21 protein-coding genes and 1 rRNA gene are annotated in these 15,810 nt (G+C 48.4%); 16 read left to right on the top strand and 6 right to left on the bottom strand.

Going from position 1 to position 15,810, the window contains the following annotated elements:
• The first annotated feature begins 2 nt into the window (after positions 1–2).
• The 10 genes from secY to J1782_RS19395 all read left to right on the top strand — a co-directional run bounded on the left by secY (position 3) and on the right by J1782_RS19395 (position 5,746).
• Positions 3–1,334: a preprotein translocase subunit SecY gene (secY, locus tag J1782_RS19440; protein ID WP_034793668.1), complete on the top strand. Its 1,332-nt coding sequence runs from the start codon at positions 3–5 to the stop codon at positions 1,332–1,334.
• Positions 1,335–1,367: 33 nt separating this feature from the next.
• The gene (gene rpmJ / locus J1782_RS19435; protein WP_012768118.1) at positions 1,368–1,484 is read left to right on the top strand and encodes a 50S ribosomal protein L36; all 117 of its coding nucleotides are present in this window, start codon (positions 1,368–1,370) and stop codon (positions 1,482–1,484) included.
• A gap of 148 nt (positions 1,485–1,632) precedes the next feature.
• On the top strand, positions 1,633–1,989 hold the full coding sequence (rpsM, locus tag J1782_RS19430; protein WP_013573704.1) for a 30S ribosomal protein S13: 357 nt from the start codon (positions 1,633–1,635) through the stop codon (positions 1,987–1,989).
• A 17-nt stretch (positions 1,990–2,006) separates the two neighbouring features.
• On the top strand, positions 2,007–2,396 hold the full coding sequence (gene rpsK / locus J1782_RS19425; RefSeq protein ID WP_004929731.1) for a 30S ribosomal protein S11: 390 nt from the start codon (positions 2,007–2,009) through the stop codon (positions 2,394–2,396).
• Between the two features lie 32 nt (positions 2,397–2,428).
• Positions 2,429–3,049: a 30S ribosomal protein S4 gene (rpsD, locus tag J1782_RS19420; protein WP_095923750.1), complete on the top strand. Its 621-nt coding sequence runs from the start codon at positions 2,429–2,431 to the stop codon at positions 3,047–3,049.
• Between the two features lie 25 nt (positions 3,050–3,074).
• Positions 3,075–4,064: a DNA-directed RNA polymerase subunit alpha gene (rpoA, locus tag J1782_RS19415; RefSeq protein ID WP_002919219.1), complete on the top strand. Its 990-nt coding sequence runs from the start codon at positions 3,075–3,077 to the stop codon at positions 4,062–4,064.
• 40 nt (positions 4,065–4,104) lie between these two features.
• Positions 4,105–4,494 (top strand): 50S ribosomal protein L17, encoded by a 390-nt coding sequence (rplQ, locus tag J1782_RS19410; protein ID WP_034793661.1) that lies wholly within the window; start codon positions 4,105–4,107, stop codon positions 4,492–4,494.
• A gap of 163 nt (positions 4,495–4,657) precedes the next feature.
• Positions 4,658–5,026: a DUF1992 domain-containing protein gene (locus tag J1782_RS19405; RefSeq protein ID WP_152327226.1), complete on the top strand. Its 369-nt coding sequence runs from the start codon at positions 4,658–4,660 to the stop codon at positions 5,024–5,026.
• A gap of 2 nt (positions 5,027–5,028) precedes the next feature.
• Complete coding sequence (gene zntR, locus J1782_RS19400) at positions 5,029–5,445, top strand: Zn(2+)-responsive transcriptional regulator (protein WP_152327225.1); 417 nt, start codon at positions 5,029–5,031, stop codon at positions 5,443–5,445.
• Positions 5,446–5,545: 100 nt separating this feature from the next.
• Positions 5,546–5,746 (top strand): alternative ribosome-rescue factor A, encoded by a 201-nt coding sequence (locus tag J1782_RS19395; RefSeq protein WP_101080131.1) that lies wholly within the window; start codon positions 5,546–5,548, stop codon positions 5,744–5,746.
• Between the two features lie 30 nt (positions 5,747–5,776).
• On the opposite strand, the gene mscL is transcribed toward J1782_RS19395, so the two are convergent.
• From mscL to def, 5 genes are all read right to left on the bottom strand, one after another.
• A complete protein-coding gene (mscL, locus tag J1782_RS19390) occupies positions 5,777–6,193 on the bottom strand; it encodes a large-conductance mechanosensitive channel protein MscL (RefSeq protein WP_101080130.1) in 417 nt (138 codons plus the stop codon).
• 124 nt (positions 6,194–6,317) lie between these two features.
• Entirely contained in the window at positions 6,318–7,694 is a 1,377-nt protein-coding gene (gene trkA, locus J1782_RS19385; RefSeq protein WP_165061143.1) for a Trk system potassium transporter TrkA, read from the bottom strand.
• A gap of 60 nt (positions 7,695–7,754) precedes the next feature.
• The gene (rsmB, locus tag J1782_RS19380) at positions 7,755–9,044 is read right to left on the bottom strand and encodes a 16S rRNA (cytosine(967)-C(5))-methyltransferase RsmB (RefSeq protein WP_217153753.1); all 1,290 of its coding nucleotides are present in this window, start codon (positions 9,042–9,044) and stop codon (positions 7,755–7,757) included.
• Positions 9,045–9,118: 74 nt separating this feature from the next.
• Entirely contained in the window at positions 9,119–10,078 is a 960-nt protein-coding gene (gene fmt, locus J1782_RS19375) for a methionyl-tRNA formyltransferase (RefSeq protein WP_208951335.1), read from the bottom strand.
• 1 nt (position 10,079) lies between these two features.
• Positions 10,080–10,592, bottom strand: a complete 513-nt coding sequence (def, locus tag J1782_RS19370; protein WP_101080126.1) for a peptide deformylase — start codon at positions 10,590–10,592, stop codon at positions 10,080–10,082.
• Positions 10,593–10,720: 128 nt separating this feature from the next.
• Between def and dprA the strand changes: the two genes are divergently transcribed.
• The 5 genes from dprA to aroE are packed head-to-tail and all read left to right on the top strand — an operon-like array spanning position 10,721 to position 14,313.
• Positions 10,721–11,851 (top strand): DNA-protecting protein DprA, encoded by a 1,131-nt coding sequence (gene dprA / locus J1782_RS19365; RefSeq protein ID WP_217153752.1) that lies wholly within the window; start codon positions 10,721–10,723, stop codon positions 11,849–11,851.
• A 10-nt stretch (positions 11,852–11,861) separates the two neighbouring features.
• Entirely contained in the window at positions 11,862–12,335 is a 474-nt protein-coding gene (locus J1782_RS19360) for a DUF494 family protein (RefSeq protein WP_101080124.1), read from the top strand.
• Positions 12,336–12,359: 24 nt separating this feature from the next.
• The gene (locus J1782_RS19355) at positions 12,360–12,920 is read left to right on the top strand and encodes a type I DNA topoisomerase (RefSeq protein ID WP_152327221.1); all 561 of its coding nucleotides are present in this window, start codon (positions 12,360–12,362) and stop codon (positions 12,918–12,920) included.
• Complete coding sequence (gene tsaC, locus J1782_RS19350; protein WP_152327220.1) at positions 12,913–13,482, top strand: L-threonylcarbamoyladenylate synthase type 1 TsaC; 570 nt, start codon at positions 12,913–12,915, stop codon at positions 13,480–13,482. The genes J1782_RS19355 and tsaC overlap by 8 nt, the downstream gene beginning before the upstream one ends.
• Before the next feature lie 12 nt (positions 13,483–13,494).
• Positions 13,495–14,313 carry a shikimate dehydrogenase gene (gene aroE, locus J1782_RS19345; RefSeq protein ID WP_152327219.1) on the top strand — a complete coding sequence of 273 codons (819 nt, stop codon included), beginning with the start codon at positions 13,495–13,497 and terminating at the stop codon, positions 14,311–14,313.
• A 49-nt stretch (positions 14,314–14,362) separates the two neighbouring features.
• On the opposite strand, the gene J1782_RS19340 is transcribed toward aroE, so the two are convergent.
• Positions 14,363–14,902 carry a gamma carbonic anhydrase family protein gene (locus J1782_RS19340; protein WP_217153751.1) on the bottom strand — a complete coding sequence of 180 codons (540 nt, stop codon included), beginning with the start codon at positions 14,900–14,902 and terminating at the stop codon, positions 14,363–14,365.
• Positions 14,903–15,425: 523 nt separating this feature from the next.
• On the opposite strand from J1782_RS19340, the gene J1782_RS19335 reads away from it, so the two are divergent.
• Positions 15,426–15,810: ribosomal RNA gene (locus J1782_RS19335) — 16S ribosomal RNA — on the top strand; the annotation flags it as partial.

Below are 15,810 nucleotides of genomic sequence, written 5' to 3'. Positions count from 1 at the left end.
AGATGGCTAAGCAACCGGGATTAGATTTTCAAAGTGCCAAGGGTGGACTAGGCGAACTGAAGCGCAGACTTTTGTTTGTTATCGGTGCGCTGATTGTTTTCCGTATCGGCTCTTTTATTCCGATCCCTGGTATTGATGCCACTGTACTTGCCAAATTGCTCGAGCAGCAAAGAGGCACTATCATTGAAATGTTTAACATGTTCTCTGGTGGTGCTCTCAGCCGTGCTTCAATCTTTGCTCTGGGGATCATGCCGTACATTTCGGCATCGATCATTATCCAGTTGTTGACGGTGGTTCATCCAGCGTTAGCGGAAATTAAGAAAGAAGGGGAGGCTGGCCGTCGTAAGATTAGCCAGTATACCCGCTACGGTACGCTGGTATTGGCAGTGTTTCAGTCTATCGGTATTGCTACCGGTTTGCCGAACATGCCTGGTATGCAAGGCCTGGTGTTGAATCCAGGCTTCGCATTCTACTTTACTGCAGTTGTGAGTCTGGTTACCGGGACAATGTTCCTGATGTGGCTGGGTGAGCAAATTACTGAACGAGGTATCGGTAACGGTATTTCGATCATTATTTTTGCCGGTATCGTAGCGGGTCTTCCGCCAGCAGTTGCCCATACTATCGAACAAGCTCGGCAAGGCGACCTGCACTTCCTCCTGTTGCTGTTGGTTGCAGTTTTAGTGTTTGCAGTGACTTTCTTTGTTGTGTTTGTAGAACGTGGTCAACGTCGTATCGTCGTTAACTACGCCAAGCGTCAACAAGGTCGTCGTGTCTATGCAGCACAGAGCACGCACTTACCGTTGAAAGTGAATATGGCCGGGGTTATCCCAGCAATCTTCGCTTCCAGCATCATTCTGTTCCCTGCCACGATTGCATCATGGTTCGGGGGCGGAACTGGTTGGAACTGGCTGACTACGATTTCGCTGTATTTGCAGCCTGGACAACCGCTTTATGTGTTACTCTATGCGACTGCAATCATCTTCTTCTGTTTCTTTTATACTGCGTTGGTGTTCAACCCGCGTGAGACAGCAGATAACCTGAAGAAGTCCGGTGCATTTGTACCAGGAATTCGTCCGGGAGAGCAAACGGCGAAGTACATCGATAAAGTAATGACTCGCTTAACCTTAATTGGTGCGATGTATATTACTTTCATCTGCCTTATCCCGGAGTTCATGCGTGACGCGATGAAAGTTCCATTCTACTTTGGTGGTACTTCACTACTAATCGTAGTCGTTGTCATTATGGACTTTATGGCTCAAGTGCAAACTCTGATGATGTCAAGTCAGTACGAGTCTGCATTGAAGAAAGCAAACCTGAAAGGCTATAACCGCTAATCTGGTGCGTTTGCGAAGTTACGGAGAGTAAAAATGAAAGTTCGTGCTTCCGTCAAGAAATTATGTCGTAACTGCAAAATTGTTAAGCGTAACGGTATCGTTCGCGTAATCTGCAGCGCAGAACCGAAGCATAAACAGCGTCAAGGCTGATTATCTCGCATATTTTTCTTGCAAAGTTGGGTTGAGCTGGCTAGATTAGCCAGCCAATCTTTTGTATGTAAGCAGCAATACTATTTGAGTATCCTGAAAACGGGCTTTTCAGAATGGTATTGCCGTATATAAATAGTAGGAGTGCATAGTGGCCCGTATAGCAGGCATTAACATTCCTGATCAGAAACATACCGTGATCGCATTAACTTCGATCTACGGCATCGGTAAAACCCGCTCACAGTCTATCTGTGCTGCATCCGGTATTGCTGAAAATGTTAAGATCAGTGAGCTGTCTGAAGAGCAAATCGAAAAACTGCGTGACGAAGTTGCCAAGTTCATTGTTGAAGGTGATCTGCGTCGTGAAGTCACCCTGAGCATCAAGCGTCTTATGGACCTTGGGACTTATCGTGGTTTGCGTCATCGTCGTGGTCTTCCAGTACGCGGTCAGCGTACCAAGACTAACGCACGTACCCGTAAGGGTCCGCGTAAACCGATCAAGAAATAATCGGGGTGATTGAATAAATGGCAAAGGCACCTGTTCGTACACGTAAACGTGTAAGAAAACAAGTCTCTGACGGCGTGGCTCATATCCATGCTTCTTTCAACAACACCATTGTTACCATTACCGATCGTCAGGGTAATGCTTTGGGTTGGGCAACAGCTGGTGGTTCCGGTTTCCGTGGTTCTCGTAAATCCACTCCGTTCGCAGCTCAGGTTGCAGCAGAGCGCTGCGCTGACGCAGTGAAAGAATACGGTATCAAGAATCTGGAAGTTATGGTTAAAGGACCTGGTCCTGGTCGTGAGTCTACTATCCGCGCATTAAACGCGGCTGGTTTCCGCATCACTAATATTACTGATGTGACTCCTATCCCTCATAACGGTTGTCGTCCGCCGAAAAAGCGCCGCGTATAACGCTGCTTTTTTAGGTTTGTTGGAGAGAGAAAATGGCAAGATATTTGGGTCCTAAGCTCAAGCTTAGCCGTCGTGAGGGCACAGATTTATTCCTTAAATCTGGCGTTCGCGCGATCGATACCAAGTGTAAAATTGAACAAGCTCCTGGTCAGCATGGTGCGCGTAAACCGCGTCTGTCTGACTACGGTGTACAGTTACGTGAAAAGCAAAAAGTTCGTCGTATTTACGGTGTTCTGGAGCGTCAGTTCCGTAACTATTACAAAGAAGCAGCACGCCTGAAAGGCAACACCGGTGCAAACCTGTTGCAACTGCTTGAAGGTCGTTTGGACAACGTTGTTTATCGTATGGGCTTCGGCGCTACTCGTGCGGAATCGCGCCAGTTAGTTAGCCACAAAGCTATCATGGTAAACGGTCGCGTTGTTAACATCGCTTCTTATCAGGTATCTCCGAATGACGTTGTCAGCATCCGCGAGAAAGCTAAAAAGCAATCTCGCGTGAAGGCCGCTTTGGAGTTGGCTGAACAGCGTGAAAAGCCGACTTGGCTTGAAGTTGATGCTGCTAAGATGGAAGGTGTGTTCAAGCGTATGCCTGAACGTACTGATCTGTCTTCCGACATTAACGAACACCTGATCGTCGAGCTTTACTCCAAGTAAAGCTTAGTACCAAAGAGAGGACACAATGCAGGGTTCTGTGACAGAGTTTCTAAAACCGCGCCTGGTAGATATCGAGCAAGTCAGTTCGACGCACGCCAAGGTGACCCTTGAGCCTTTAGAACGTGGCTTTGGCCATACTTTAGGCAACGCACTGCGCCGTATTCTGCTTTCATCCATGCCGGGTTGCGCGGTGACCGAGGTTGAGATTGATGGTGTACTGCATGAGTACAGCACCAAAGAAGGCGTACAGGAAGATATCCTGGAGATCCTGCTCAACCTGAAAGGGCTGGCGGTGAGAGTTCAAGGGAAAGATGAAGTTATTCTTACCCTGAATAAGTCTGGCATTGGCCCTGTGACTGCAGCCGACATTACCCATGATGGTGATGTCGAAATCGTCAAGCCGCAACATGTCATCTGCCACCTGACCGATGAGAACGCTGCTATCAGCATGCGTATCAAAGTTCAGCGCGGTCGTGGTTATGTGCCGGCGTCTGCCCGAATTCATTCGGAAGAAGATGAGCGCCCAATTGGTCGTCTGTTAGTAGACGCATGCTACAGCCCTGTAGAGCGAATTGCCTACAATGTTGAAGCAGCGCGTGTAGAACAGCGTACTGATTTGGACAAGCTGGTTATCGAAATGGAAACCAACGGTACGATCGATCCTGAAGAGGCGATTCGTCGTGCGGCGACCATTCTTGCTGAACAACTTGAAGCTTTCGTTGATTTACGTGATGTACGTCAACCGGAAGTCAAAGAAGAGAAGCCGGAATTCGATCCAATCCTGCTGCGCCCTGTTGACGATCTGGAATTGACTGTCCGCTCTGCTAACTGCCTTAAGGCAGAAGCAATCCACTACATCGGTGATCTGGTACAGCGTACCGAGGTTGAGTTACTTAAAACACCTAACCTGGGTAAAAAATCTCTTACTGAGATCAAAGACGTACTTGCGTCCCGTGGTTTGTCTCTGGGCATGCGCCTGGAAAACTGGCCACCAGCAAGTATTGCTGACGAGTAACCGGATCACAGGTTAAGGTTTTACTGAGAAGGATAAGGTCATGCGCCATCGTAAGAGTGGTCGTCAACTGAACCGTAACAGCAGCCACCGACAGGCTATGTTCCGTAACATGGCCGGCTCTTTGGTTCGTCATGAGATCATCAAGACGACCCTGCCGAAAGCGAAAGAGCTGCGTCGCGTTGTTGAGCCGCTGATTACTCTTGCCAAGACCGACAACGTTGCAAATCGTCGTCTGGCATTCGCCCGTACTCGTGATAACGAGATCGTGGCAAAACTGTTTAATGAACTGGGCCCGCGTTTCGCGAGCCGTGCCGGTGGTTACACTCGCATTCTGAAGTGTGGTTTCCGTGCAGGCGACAATGCGCCGATGGCTTACATCGAGCTCGTTGATCGTGCAGAGTCACAAGCAGAAGTAGCAACTGCTGAATAATCTGTAGATGCATGAAAAAGCCGGGCTCTGCCCGGTTTTTTTACGTCTAAATTTTGATGCTTTAAATTTCGTTACCTCCGGCACCATTCATCCTGAATTTCTCTTTTATCCGCGCTATGCTGCCTTAACGTTGTGAAGCTAACCGTTTGGCTGAGGAAAAATCATGTTTCTTATTGACCAGTGGGTTGAAAAACACATTAAAGAGGCCCGGGAAAATGGTGAGTTTGATAATCTTCCGGGGTCTGGCAGACCTCTTATACTCGATGATGACAGCGGCATTCCTGAAGAGCTAAGAACCGCTTATCGTATTCTTAAAAACGCAGGTTATTTGCCTCCTGAGTTGCAGGACCGAAAAGAAGCGATCGAATTAGATCATATACTTAATGTTTTAACGCGGGATGATCCTCAGTTTTCAGCTGTTGAAAAGCGTCTCAAAATTCTTCAGTTGCGTTTGCAGCAAGCGGGAATGAATATCGATTTTCTTCATGGGCGCTACAAAGATGCGCTGAAGGATAAGTTTAGAGGTGAGTGAATATGTATAAAATTGGTGAGCTAGCTGCTTTGGCAGGGGTCTCTACGGATACTGTTCGTTATTATGAAAAACAGGAAATGATGGCGGCGGGTTTACGGACTACCTCCGGTTATCGTCAATATGATGAAAACGACTTACAACGGTTGCGATTCATTCGGTATGCAAAATCTACCGGGTTTACGCTTGAAGCAATTAAAGAACTGCTTTCTATTCGGGTCGATCCTATTCATCACACATGTCAGGAATCTAAGTCTATTGTTGATGAGCGTCTGGCTGAGGTTGAGCTCAAATTACAAGAGCTCACCCGGATGCGTGAATCTTTGAAAAGATTGAGTGCCGCCTGCTGTGGTTCTGCGCATACCAGTGAGAGTTGTTCAATATTAGAAGCGCTTGAAGATGGGGCAGGAAAAGTGATCTAATCTGCTCAAGCATTTTGAAAAGAGCTACCGGTTGGAAATTAAACGCAGTATTATGCGCTGGCAATTTAGCCATGTTGCATTTCTAAAAAACGAGGGAGTTATGACTCAGTATAAGCACCAAAAAGGGACCATTCAGGATAATGCCTTGCAGGCTCTTCTTCATGATCCACTGTTTAAGCAGCGCATTGAAAAGAATCTAAAGGGTAAGGGAAGTTATCGTAGAAAAGAAAAAAATGGAAAAGGGAATTATATGGAGGGCAGTGTTGAGCGTTTAATCGAATATTCAACACTGCCCTTCTAAAACTTAAAGCAACAGCAACTTTCTTCTTCGTTACAATCTCGGTGTTTGCTGCTCTTTAAGCAGATCACGAATTTCTGCGAGCAAAGTTTCTTCCGCAGTCGGTTTCGGTGGTGCCGCAGGAACATCTTCCTGTTTACGGCGCATTTTGTTCATCAAAGTAATTGCGCAGAAGATTGCCAAAGCAACAATGACGAAATCAAAAATATTTTGGATAAACACACCGTAATGCATTACGACTGCCGGTACCGTTCCTTGTGCGTCTCTGAGTACAAAAGCGAATTGCTTGAAATCGACTCCACCAATGAGTAAACCCAGCGGTGGCATAATAATATCAGCAACAAATGATGACACTATCTTGCCGAAGGCTGCACCAATGATTACACCGACGGCAAGGTCGACCACGTTGCCACGCATGGCAAATTCACGAAACTCTTTCATAAAACTCATAAAATACTCCTTGGCAAATTCATCAAATGTGTCCAACCAAGTAAAGACCATTTGTCGCGTCTTCGCTACAAAAGTTCTCTACTGAATCCTGCTTAACGCCATATATTTTCGGCAATTCATCAATTTATAAGAAGAACGGGCTAGGTTGGAACAAACGTTCCACATCCCTGACAAATTTCTTATCTGTAATGAACATCACCACATGATCACCTTGTTGGATTCTGCTATTTCCATTAGCAATGATGACGTCATTCCCACGGACGATCGCGCCGATAGTCGTACCTGGCGGCAATTTAATTTGCTCTACCGTACGACCAACAACTTTAGAGGTGGTCTCATCGCCATGTGCAATCGCCTCAATAGCTTCGGCTACACCACGGCGTAATGACGAAACGCTGACGATATCTGCTTTTCTGACGTGCCCAAGCAGTGCCGAAATCGTCGCCTGCTGAGGTGAAATCGCAATATCAATCACGCTGCCTTGCACCAAATCCACGTACGCACTGCGCTGAATGAGAACCATCGCTTTTTTGGCGCCCATACGTTTTGCAAGCATCGCCGACATGATGTTTGCTTCATCATCATTAGTAATCGCAATAAACACATCAACTTGTTCGATATGTTCTTCTGCTAACAATTCCTGATCAGAGGCATCACCGTAGAAAACAATCGTGTCTTGCAGCAACTCGGCCAGTTCAGCTGCCCGCTGCTGATCGCGTTCTATCAGTTTTACGCTGTAATTCTTCTCAAGCTTTTGTGCCAGTCCGGCACCCACATTGCCGCCACCGACAATCATGATCCGCTTATATGGTTTTTCCAGCCGTTGAAGTTCGCTCATAACCGCACGGATGTGCTGAGAGGCGGCAACAAAGAACACTTCATCACCTGCTTCAATAATGGTTGAACCCTGCGGGCGAATCGGGCGGTCCTGGCGGAAAATGGCTGCAACGCGAGTTTCGATGTGCGGCATGTGTTCACGCATTGAAGAGAGTGCATTACCTACCAGCGGACCGCCATAATAGGCTTTAACTGCGGCAATGCTCACTTTCCCTTCTGCAAAGTTCACAACCTGTAATGCACCCGGATATTCGATTAATTTGTAGATGTAATCGGTAACTAGTTGCTCAGGCGAAATCAGATGGTCAATCGGCACAGCTTCTGGACTGAAAAGCTTTTCGGATTCACGGATATATTCCGTGGAACGAATGCGTGCGATGCGGTTTGGGGTATTGAAAAGCGAATACGCAATCTGACATGCCACCATGTTGGTTTCGTCAGAATTAGTCACCGCCACCAACATATCGGCATCTTCAGCTCCGGCTTCGCGGAGTACGCGTGGGTGAGAGCCATGTCCCTGCACAACGCGCAGGTCAAATTTGTCCTGAAGCTGACGTAACCGGACGGTGTTGGTATCGACAACGGTAATGTCATTGTTTTCACCCACCAGATTTTCAGCGAGTGTTCCACCAACCTGTCCGGCCCCGAGAATTATTATTTTCATATGACTCTCTGCTTGGCTTCGAAGATTTCAGCCTGAATAAGTAGCATTAATAGTAAACAATCAGCTTTTGATCAGTTTAGCGTAATAGAAGCCATCGCCGTCATCGGCGTGTGGAAGGTTTTGTCTGCCTGGTTTTTCCCTCGTGCCGGTCTCAAATAGCGTCGCATCCGGGTGAGATTTAAGAAATTCCGCTATTTGCAGGCAATTTTCTTCGGGCAAAACTGAGCATGTTGCGTAAACCATTACACCCTTGCTTTTAAGGCGTGGCCAGACGGCTTCCAGGATCTCTTTTTGCAAGCCTGCCAGCTCAGTAATATCGCTGTCTCTGCGTAGCCACTTTATGTCGGGATGCCGGCGGATAACGCCGGTCGCCGAGCACGGTGCATCCAGCAGAATGCGGTCAAAGATACGCTCGCCAGCCCAGGCCTGTGGCTCACGTCCATCGCCTTGCTTCACTTCCGCATTAAGTTTTAAACGCTGCAGATTCTCATGAACACGCTTCAGACGTTGTTCATCCACGTCCACAGCCAGCACATGAGATTTAGGCGCGGCCTCCAGTATGTGGGTCGTTTTACCGCCAGGCGCGCAGCACAAATCGAGGATCATATCGCCATCCTGTGGATCCAGCAGATCAACGCTGCCTTGTGCAGAAGCGTCCTGAACCGTCACCCATCCTTCTGAAAATCCTGGGAGCAGACTGACCTGACAAGGCGTGATCAGACGCAGTGCATCGGAATAATCAGGATGTGGAACGGCTTCAATCTGCGCTTCATTCAACAGTCGAAGATAATCGTTGCGGGTATTGTGCATGCGGTTTACGCGTAGCCACATAGGCGGCCTTTGATTATTCGCATCAACAATGCTTTCCCAGGCGTCGGGATAGGCTTTCTTAAGACGATTAAGAAGCCAGCTCGGATGGAGATGGCGGCTGTCATTATTGGCCATACGTTGCAGCAATTCTTCCTGCTGACGCTGGAACTGCCGGAGAACGCCGTTGATCAGACCTTTTAGCTGAGGGCGCTTTAGTGCCACAGCACCATCAACAGTTTCTGCTAACACTGCGTGAGCGGGAATACGCGTATGAATTAGCTGATACAGGCCAACCATCAGTAAGTAATGCAGTGTCCGTTGCTTTCCCGTCAACGGTTTTGCCATGAGTTGTTGCAGGCACCATTCGAGCTGAGGCAATACCCTCAGTGTGCCGAAACATAATTCCTGCAATAATCCGCGATCTTTTTCTGAAATATTTTTCTGCAAACCGGGAAGGACCGTCGACAATGACAGGCCTTTATCTAAAACCTGACTGATGGCTTGAGCTGCAATACTACGAAGATTATAGGCTGTTTTCATTGTTCAAATGGCTGAATGGATCAGCATTATCAGAAAGGTAAGGCCCGACGAAATATCGGGCGTAGTCGGAAGAGTCAGGCTAAACGAGAGCCTTCGATAAACCATTCACGACGAGAGTTCAGCAAGTCCTGTGCGGACATTGCTTTTTTACCTGAAGGTTGCAACTGGGTGATATTCAGGATGCCGTCAGACGTAGCAACCTGGATCCCCTTTTTATCTGCAGAAACAATGGTGCCGGGCAGGGTGCTATGGCTTGCAGGCAAACTTTCAGCTGACCAGACTTTTACGGGCTGGTCGTCAATCATAAAGAAACTGACAGGCCACGGATTAAATGCACGTATACAACGTTCCAGCTGGTCTGCGGAAAGCGTCCAGTCTAAGCGGGCTTCCTCTTTGCTCAGCTTTTCAGCGTACGTAACGAGTTCTTCGTTCTGAACTTCTGGTTGAGCCGTGCCGTTCGCCAGTTGCCCGAGCGTTTCAAGCATACCTTCCGGGCCGAGCTCAGCCAGTTTGTTGTACAGGGATGCACTGGTATCTTCCGGAAGAATGTCACATTCCACTTTATGCAGCATGTCGCCGGTATCCAGACCCACATCCATCTGCATGATAGTGATACCGGTTTTAGCATCGCCAGCCCACAAGGAACGCTGAATCGGCGCGGCACCACGCCAGCGTGGCAACAGGGAACCGTGTACGTTAATGCAGCCCAGTTTAGGCATATCCAGCACAGCTTTAGGGAGAATCAGGCCATAAGCTACGACCACCATCACATCAGCTTCCAAATCGGACACCAGTGACTGGTTTTCTTCAGGGCGCAAAGATTTCGGCTGAAACACGGGAATATCATGAGCAAGTGCCAGCGTTTTTACCGGGCTTGCAGTCAGCTTATTACCACGGCCGGCCGGGCGGTCGGGTTGGGTAAATACACCCACAACCTGATGTTCTGATGACAAAAGCGCGTCAAGATGACGCGCTGCGAAGTCTGGGGTACCGGCAAATATAATCCGCAAAGCAGTGTCCTGTGTTACTCGAATATTAGTCAGCCCGCGCGTTCAGCTTGGCCATTTTTTCCATCTTCTGGCGAATACGCTGACGTTTCAGTGGTGACAAGTAATCCACGAATAATTTACCCACCAGATGATCCATTTCATGCTGGATGCAAATCGCCAGTAAGTCATCAGCTTCCAGCTCGAAGGTTTTACCCTCCCGATCCAGAGCGCGGACTTTCACTTTCTCAGCGCGCGGCACCAGCGCACGTTGATCAGGGATCGACAGGCAGCCTTCTTCAATACCGGTTTCGCCGCTTTTTTCCAGCAGCTCAGGATTGATGAGAACGAGGCGTTCGTCGCGATTTTCAGAGACATCAATAACGATAATACGTTGATGAATGTCTACCTGAGTCGCAGCCAGGCCAATGCCTTCTTCTGCATACATGGTTTCAAACATATCATCCACGATCTGCTGAATTTCGGCGTTAACTTCTTTGACCGGTTTTGCAGTAATGCGAAGCCGCTCGTCTGGGAAATGTAATATCTGTAATACGGACATATTTTTCTGGATCTTTATTCAATTGATTGAAGATATATAGACTCTATTCTAGACATTTCCTGCTCCGATTGACAGCATCCTCTGCCAATTGAATCCTTCGTCGAAAGGCATTGAACAGAGGCAGGATAATGACATTACAGGAAGTATGGATACGTTTATCAGCCGTCAGGCGCCTTGATGCTGCCCATGCCGAAGGCATAATTCGGGCACTCTTCTGCCAGGGGCATTATGGCCCTTCTGAATTATTCTCGTGCGGCCTTACCGCGGAGCAAATAGAAGATTTCAGGAATATCAATCAGCAATGGCTATCCGCGTCACTAAACTGGCTGGAAGGGGATAGCCGATATCTTGTCACATTTGGCTGTGCGCTCTACCCGCCTTTGTTAGCGCAGATTCCGTCTCCGCCATTGATTTTGTTCGTCGAAGGTAATCCGGATTTGCTGTTATCTCCTCAAATAGCAATGGTGGGAAGCCGTCACTACTCCCATTACGGTGAACAATATGCACAGGTTTTTGCCGGCGGGCTGGTAAGCAGCGGTTTTACCGTGACGAGCGGGCTTGCGATGGGAATTGATGGAATAAGTCATAAAGCAACATTACAGGCGCAGGGAAAAACTATCGCCGTTCTTGGCAGCGGGCTGATGAAGCGTTATCCATCTCGTCATTTGATGTTAGCCGACAGTATTCTTGAGCAAGGCGGGACCCTGGTTTCTGAGCATCTGGTGACTGCGCCGCCACTTGCGGCCAACTTTCCGCGCCGGAACCGCATTATCAGTGGTCTCAGCGTGGGTGTTCTGGTTGTGGAAGCAACCTTGCGCAGCGGGTCGTTGATCACAGCCCGTTATGCACTTGAACAGGGCCGAGAAGTTTTTGCTTTGCCCGGCCCACTAGGCAGCCCGACGTCAGAAGGAACTCACTGGCTTATCCAACAGGGCGCTTACCTGGTTACTGAGCCTAATGATATTGCCGAGCATATTGGAAGCGGCTTAACCTGGTTTCCGACTCTGCGAATCCCCGAACTGTCAAAAGCACCCCGAGATAAGCCACCAAAGGCGTCAGAGGCGATTATTTGTGCACAAGAATGCGAAGTTGAATTGCCATTTGCTGATGTGTTGGCTAACGTAGAATATGAGGTGACATCTGTTGACGTCGTCGCCGAACGTGCCGGCCAACCTGTGCCAGAAGTGGTAGGTAAACTACTCGAGCTGGAGTTAGCAGGATGGATCGCAGCTGTATCCGGCGGCTATGTCCGAATTTAGAGGGCAAGCCATGTTCGACGTACTAATGTACTTATTTGAAACTTACATTCACAACGAAGCGGAGATGAATGTTGACGAGGATAGGTTAACGGATGACTTGACCGAGGCTGGTTTTCACCGGGCCGATATTCACAATGCGCTGAATTGGCTTGAAAAACTTGCGGATATGCAAGAGGGTGGAACCCCATCTTATATGCTGGATTCAGATCCTTCAGCATTACGTGTTTACACCGACGAGGAAACGAGCCGTTTAGATAGCAGTTGTCGTGGCTTTTTGTTGTTCCTGGAACAGATAAAGGTTTTAAACTTCGATACCCGTGAAATGGTAATCGATCGTGTTATGGCTCTGGACACTGAAGAATTCGATCTTGAGGATCTTAAGTGGGTGGTGCTGATGGTTCTTTTTAATATTCCCGGATATGAAAGTGCATATCAGCAAATGGAAGAGCTGTTATTTGAAGTTAATGAAGGTTATCTGCATTAAGAGATAACAGGTAAAACGTAACATATGACAAAAGCAGCACTTTTTGCTGAAAAGCAAAATGAATCCTGTCCGGAATGCGGGGCCGATCTGGTGATCCGTAGTGGTCGCCACGGCCCTTTTCTCAGCTGTTCATCCTATCCACAGTGCGAATATATCCGCCCCCTGAAATCACAGGCCGACGGACATATTGTGAAAATCCTGGACGGGCAGTTATGTCCCAAATGCAGCGCCACGCTGGTGCTTCGCCAGGGACGTTATGGGATGTTTATCGGGTGCAGCGAGTATCCGGAATGCGACCATATTGAAGTCATCGATAAACCCGAAGAAACCAGCCTCAGTTGTCCGCAATGCGGCAAAGGACATCTGCTGCAGCGTAAGTCTCGCTTTGGTAAGGTTTTTCACGCCTGCGACCGCTACCCGGACTGCCAGTTTGCCATCAATAATAAGCCCGTTGCCGGCGAGTGCGTGCACTGCCAATATCCTTTATTGATGGAAAAGAAAACGGCGCAGGGTATAAAACTATTTTGTGCCAGTAAACTGTGCGGCAAAGCCGTAGAAATAAAAGATAACGAAGAAAATGAATAAAGAAGCAGAAAACTCACTTGCAAAGGTACTTGAAGCATTACATCAACAGCAGGTTATCGCTTATCCGACTGAGGCCGTATTCGGGTTAGGCTGTGATCCTGACAGCGAGCAGGCGGTTGAGTCTCTTTTGGCTCTTAAAAAACGTCCTAAAGATAAAGGGCTGATTTTAATCGCCGATAACTATCAGCAACTTCTCCCTTATATTGATGATTCATCATTAACCCATCAGCAACTCGAACATATCTTGTCGTTTTGGCCTGGACCGGTGACCTGGGTGATGCCTGCAAAACCCTCAACGCCTGACTGGCTGACAGGGCGCTTCTCGTCGCTGGCGGTCCGCGTAACCGATCATCCGCGGGTTAAAGAGCTCTGCCAGCAATTTGGAAAACCGTTGGTTTCTACCAGCGCGAATCTGAATGGTCAGGAACCTTGCCGATTGGCTGATGAAGTCCGTCTCCAGTTTGGTGAGGATTTCCCAGTGCTCAACGGCCAGGTGGGTGGAAGAGAAAACCCATCTGAAATCAGGGATGCCCTCACCGGCGATCTCATTCGTCAAGGCTAAGGAACGAAAGTCATGCCATCTTTCGCGGTATTCGGTAATCCAATCAGTCACAGCAAATCCCCCCGTATTCATGCATTGTTTGCCAGCCAGACAGGGCTTGAACACAGTTATGGAACGATGCTTGCGCCAAATGAAGATTTTGAAGAAACGCTGCGATCCTTTTTTGAAAAGGGAGCCAAGGGGGCAAACATTACTGTGCCTTTCAAAGAGCGGGCATTTGCTGAGTCAGATGAACTGACTGACCGTGCGGCGATGTCTGGCGCTGTAAATACTCTCAAAAAACTTGAAGACGGAAGATTGCTCGGGGATAACACCGATGGAATAGGAATGTTGAGCGATCTGGAACGTCTGGCGCTTATTCAGCCCGGCGATCGGGTATTGCTGATAGGCGCTGGTGGAGCTGCACGTGGAGTGATCCTTCCGCTTTTATCCTCCGGATGCTCCGTTGTCGTTACCAACCGTACTTTTGAACGTGCACAACATCTCAGTCATATATTCGAGAGCAAAGGTGAGATCCGGGCTCTTGCGTTCAGCGAACTGGCCAGCGAGAAATTCGATCTGATTATCAATGCGACGGCATCAGGTATTAATGGTGAAATCCCGGCAATCTCTGGGCAGGTTTTCACTGCACAGACGCGCGTTTACGATATGTATTATCAGGCCGGTCTGACACCTTTTCTTTGCTGGGCCAAAGGCAACGGTGTGACGCATTATGCTGATGGTTTGGGAATGCTGGTGGGACAGGCCGCTCATGCTTTCTATTTATGGCACGGTGTTATGCCAGAAATAGAGCCTGTGCTGGCGCAGTTAAAACAAGATTTACTGGGATAACTGAAAGAGCCTGAACAGCCTTGTTGAATACGTTGTCCAGGCTCATTAACTATTTACTCGCCAGATAGACATCTTTCCATGTGACATAGTTATTTGAAGAGTAGGTCAGCCCCGCAAGTTCATCGGCGGTCAGTTCGCGGATCTGCTTAACCGGGCTTCCTAAATAGAGATAGCCGCTTTCGAGCCGCTTTCCTGGGGGAACCAAACTTCCTGCGCCAATCATTACATCATCTTCTATGATCGCTCCATCCAGCAGTATGGATCCCATTCCTACCAGAACCCGGCTTCCGATCGTACAACCATGCAGCATTGCTTTATGCCCGACCGTGACGTCTTCGCCAATAATAAGAGGGTGCCCTTCAGGATTCTGGCGGGACTGATGAGTCACATGCAGCACGCTGCCATCCTGCACATTCGATCTGCAACCTACCGACACACTATTTACATCACCGCGTATGACAACCAGCGGCCAGATACTGACATCATCCGCGAGATCGACATCCCCGATAACAACACTGGAAGGATCCACCATCACCCTTTCGCCCAATGTTGGCGCTAATCCCTGATAAGGGCGCAAAGCCTGAGACATAGGTAAGTACCTCATAATTGAGTTTTAACCTTGGCAATATAGTCCTGGCTGCGGGAAATACCAATTCAGAGGCGATAAGAACGGTGACAAAACCAGCGGATCGGACGAGATCACGGCGAAAGGGTCGAAAAATACGCAGTCGATCCTTTTATTCAAAAAAAGGCTTGTGCAAAAAATTCGGATCCCTATAATGCCGCTCCATCGACAGGGAACAACGTGAACAACATCACGAAGTGACCGGGTCGGAAAGATTAAAAACAGCGGCAACCGGATGAAATAAACGGTTGACACTGAATGAGGAAAGCGTAATATACGCCACCTCGAGTTAGCAAGCGAAAGCGCGTAACTCACTGCTCTTTAACAATTTATCAGACAATCTGTGTGGGCACTCACAAGACGATATCAGCCACTTCGGTGGCAAAAAATATCAAGTCTTAGAGTGACCAAGCAGTAATTCATTTAGTGAATTATTACGAAAGTAAACTTTGAGCACCGCTTAACGTGTTTAAGCAAATCGAACTTTTAATTGAAGAGTTTGATCATGGCTCAGATTGAACGCTGGCGGCAGGCCTAACACATGCAAGTCGAGCGGCAGCGGGAAGTAGCTTGCTACTTTGCCGGCGAGCGGCGGACGGGTGAGTAATGTCTGGGAAACTGCCTGATGGAGGGGGATAACTACTGGAAACGGTAGCTAATACCGCATGACGTCGCAAGACCAAAGTGGGGGACCTTCGGGCCTCACGCCATCGGATGTGCCCAGATGGGATTAGCTAGTAGGTGGGGTAATGGCTCACCTAGGCGACGATCCCTAGCTGGTCTGAGAGGATGACCAGCCACACTGGAACTGAGACACGGTCCAGACTCCTACGGGAGGCAGCAGTGGGGAATATTGCACAATGGGCGCAAGC

This window comes from Rahnella sp. BCC 1045 (assembly GCF_019049615.1).
GTDB lineage: Bacteria > Pseudomonadota > Gammaproteobacteria > Enterobacterales > Enterobacteriaceae > Rahnella > Rahnella contaminans.
Note: the sequence above shows the minus strand (reverse complement) of the source record. Positions and strands in the feature narration are given on the sequence as shown.

Bases quoted from the DNA above. Each gene is read 5' to 3' on its own strand.
- secY (WP_034793668.1), top strand. From the start codon at position 3: ATGGCTAAGCAACCGGGATTAGATTTTCAAAGTGCCAAGGGTGGACTA.
- rpmJ (WP_012768118.1), top strand. From the start codon at position 1,368: ATGAAAGTTCGTGCTTCCGTCAAGAAATTATGTCGTAACTGCAAAATT.
- rpsK (WP_004929731.1), top strand. From the start codon at position 2,007: ATGGCAAAGGCACCTGTTCGTACACGTAAACGTGTAAGAAAACAAGTC.
- rpsD (WP_095923750.1), top strand. From the start codon at position 2,429: ATGGCAAGATATTTGGGTCCTAAGCTCAAGCTTAGCCGTCGTGAGGGC.
- rpoA (WP_002919219.1), top strand. From the start codon at position 3,075: ATGCAGGGTTCTGTGACAGAGTTTCTAAAACCGCGCCTGGTAGATATC.
- rplQ (WP_034793661.1), top strand. From the start codon at position 4,105: ATGCGCCATCGTAAGAGTGGTCGTCAACTGAACCGTAACAGCAGCCAC.
- J1782_RS19405 (WP_152327226.1), top strand. From the start codon at position 4,658: ATGTTTCTTATTGACCAGTGGGTTGAAAAACACATTAAAGAGGCCCGG.
- zntR (WP_152327225.1), top strand. From the start codon at position 5,029: ATGTATAAAATTGGTGAGCTAGCTGCTTTGGCAGGGGTCTCTACGGAT.
- J1782_RS19395 (WP_101080131.1), top strand. From the start codon at position 5,546: ATGACTCAGTATAAGCACCAAAAAGGGACCATTCAGGATAATGCCTTG.
- mscL (WP_101080130.1), bottom strand. From the start codon at position 6,193: ATGAGTTTTATGAAAGAGTTTCGTGAATTTGCCATGCGTGGCAACGTG.
- trkA (WP_165061143.1), bottom strand. From the start codon at position 7,694: ATGAAAATAATAATTCTCGGGGCCGGACAGGTTGGTGGAACACTCGCT.
- rsmB (WP_217153753.1), bottom strand. From the start codon at position 9,044: ATGAAAACAGCCTATAATCTTCGTAGTATTGCAGCTCAAGCCATCAGT.
- def (WP_101080126.1), bottom strand. From the start codon at position 10,592: ATGTCCGTATTACAGATATTACATTTCCCAGACGAGCGGCTTCGCATT.
- dprA (WP_217153752.1), top strand. From the start codon at position 10,721: ATGACATTACAGGAAGTATGGATACGTTTATCAGCCGTCAGGCGCCTT.
- J1782_RS19360 (WP_101080124.1), top strand. From the start codon at position 11,862: ATGTTCGACGTACTAATGTACTTATTTGAAACTTACATTCACAACGAA.
- J1782_RS19355 (WP_152327221.1), top strand. From the start codon at position 12,360: ATGACAAAAGCAGCACTTTTTGCTGAAAAGCAAAATGAATCCTGTCCG.
- tsaC (WP_152327220.1), top strand. From the start codon at position 12,913: ATGAATAAAGAAGCAGAAAACTCACTTGCAAAGGTACTTGAAGCATTA.
- aroE (WP_152327219.1), top strand. From the start codon at position 13,495: ATGCCATCTTTCGCGGTATTCGGTAATCCAATCAGTCACAGCAAATCC.
- J1782_RS19340 (WP_217153751.1), bottom strand. From the start codon at position 14,902: ATGTCTCAGGCTTTGCGCCCTTATCAGGGATTAGCGCCAACATTGGGC.